At 61.2% G+C, this 1,481-nt stretch carries 2 protein-coding genes and 2 pseudogenes; 3 read left to right on the top strand and 1 reads right to left on the bottom strand.

Annotation, left to right across the window (positions count from 1 at the left end; genetic code table 11):
* Window positions 1–219: pseudogene (locus IM708_RS20960) on the bottom strand (hypothetical protein); the annotation flags it as partial.
* A gap of 15 nt (window positions 220–234) precedes the next feature.
* Between IM708_RS20960 and IM708_RS20955 the strand changes: the two are divergent.
* The 3 genes and pseudogenes from IM708_RS20955 to IM708_RS20950 all read left to right on the top strand — a co-directional run.
* Window positions 235–446 (top strand): annotated as a pseudogene (locus IM708_RS20955) (ParB N-terminal domain-containing protein); the annotation flags it as partial.
* Between the two features lie 394 nt (window positions 447–840).
* Window positions 841–966 carry a hypothetical protein gene (locus tag IM708_RS21650; RefSeq protein WP_280861219.1) on the top strand — a complete coding sequence of 42 codons (126 nt, stop codon included), beginning with the start codon at window positions 841–843 and terminating at the stop codon, window positions 964–966.
* A gap of 53 nt (window positions 967–1,019) precedes the next feature.
* On the top strand, window positions 1,020–1,277 hold the full coding sequence (locus IM708_RS20950) for a hypothetical protein (protein ID WP_209428486.1): 258 nt from the start codon (window positions 1,020–1,022) through the stop codon (window positions 1,275–1,277).
* Window positions 1,278–1,481: the final 204 nt, after the last annotated feature.

Below are 1,481 nucleotides of genomic sequence, written 5' to 3'. Positions count from 1 at the left end.
GCGCCAATCGGTATGGATTTCGCCGGAGAGATAGACCTTCAACGTCATGCTGGCTTTCCTCGTTGTTCCCGTTGTACCGCTATGACTACTGCGGCGTGCTATCGACATGCAATCGCCCGGGGGAGCAATTGACGACGCCTCTGCATCGAGCAGGAAGCCACGACTTCCCGGCGGAATCCTCCGCCCGTAAGCCAACAACTTCAGCACCACCCCCGTCATCGACAGGATCCAAGCATGACCCTCGCCTTCGCCCCCGGGCGTATCGAGATGTGGCCGATTGCGCGCCCGCGGCCATACGCGAGGAACGCGAACGTGCATGGCGCAGACCAAGTCGCGAGCTCGCCGCCAGCATGGCCGAATTCGGCTGGACCGTGCCCTGCCTCGTGACCGAAGATGGCGAACTGATCGCCGGCCACGGGCGCGAGATGGCCGCGGCGCAGCTAGGCTGACCGAGGCGCCGTTGAACGTGCCCGGGCATGCGTATCCACCAAGCGATAGAAGGCCAACTCGACCTCTGGGGTTTGCTCTTTGGTTCATTGAACCGGGAGAGACTCGAATCCGCGGGATAGATGGGGAACATGAGCCTGTAGGGGTTGGTCTTTTGGGGCACAACCCTTTATTTTGGTGGGGGTCCCGCTCTCTCCTGAGGGGCAGGTTACAGGTTCGAATCCTGTCGGGGACACCAGAAAACCCAGTAAAATATGGCGTTTTGTCAGGGGTTTGCAGAAGCCGCTGTAGAAACGCCCGTTTGATTCCGCGGCAGATCGGGCGCTGCGGGCGGGATTTCTGTACAATACCTGCACAAGTTGCGGCCCGATGCAGCCCCGCCGAGGCCCTGCGATGAGCTGGCGTATCGCGAACGAATGCGCCGACCGTCGCTTCGGCAGTGCTGCCCGCAAGCAGATCATAATGTTCCTGGCCGACAAGACGAGCGACGACGGTTCCCGGCCACCCTGCGTTGCCTGATAAGGGCTGCAGACGTGCTGCTGCGCCCGGCGGATAAGGCCGTGATCGACTAGATGCATCCCTGGGGCGCGGACATCGCCACTCACTGCGCTGCGATCAACCACATCGCCCGCAAACTAAACGAGGCCAAACAGCGCGGCCGCGCGATCCCTTTCACCGCCGAGGACATGACGACGATCCGCACCTTCGCGGGGTTCTTTGTCGATTTCAGCGAAGAGTTCCCGGCCCTCTGGGAGGCAAGGCAGGTCGCGATGACGCGAGAGGTCGACAAGACGCAGGCAAGGTTGGTATCAATGGGGCCTGATCCCTAACAGGCCGCTGAAAAAGTCCTTCCTCGACAGCGATTTGAGAACATGATTCACCCCTACCAAGTCGGATACGGGGGTGAAGATGCGTGGGGTGGGGCATCATGCGGCATACGGCATGAACGTCGCAGGTGTTGAGCGAGGTCATCCAAGTCTCCTTAGTGTCATACGGGTTCCGGCTGAGAGCGCCATCCCGGCGCGGTCATCGAG

The sequence above is a fragment of the Pararhodobacter sp. SW119 genome (assembly GCF_017811755.1).
Classification (GTDB): domain Bacteria; phylum Pseudomonadota; class Alphaproteobacteria; order Rhodobacterales; family Rhodobacteraceae; genus Pararhodobacter.
The sequence above is the reverse complement of the archived record's forward strand: the minus strand, read 5'-3'. Positions and strand labels throughout refer to the sequence as shown.

Bases quoted from the DNA above. Each gene is read 5' to 3' on its own strand.
- IM708_RS21650 (WP_280861219.1), top strand. From the start codon at position 841: ATGAGCTGGCGTATCGCGAACGAATGCGCCGACCGTCGCTTCGGCAGT.
- IM708_RS20950 (WP_209428486.1), top strand. From the start codon at position 1,020: ATGCATCCCTGGGGCGCGGACATCGCCACTCACTGCGCTGCGATCAAC.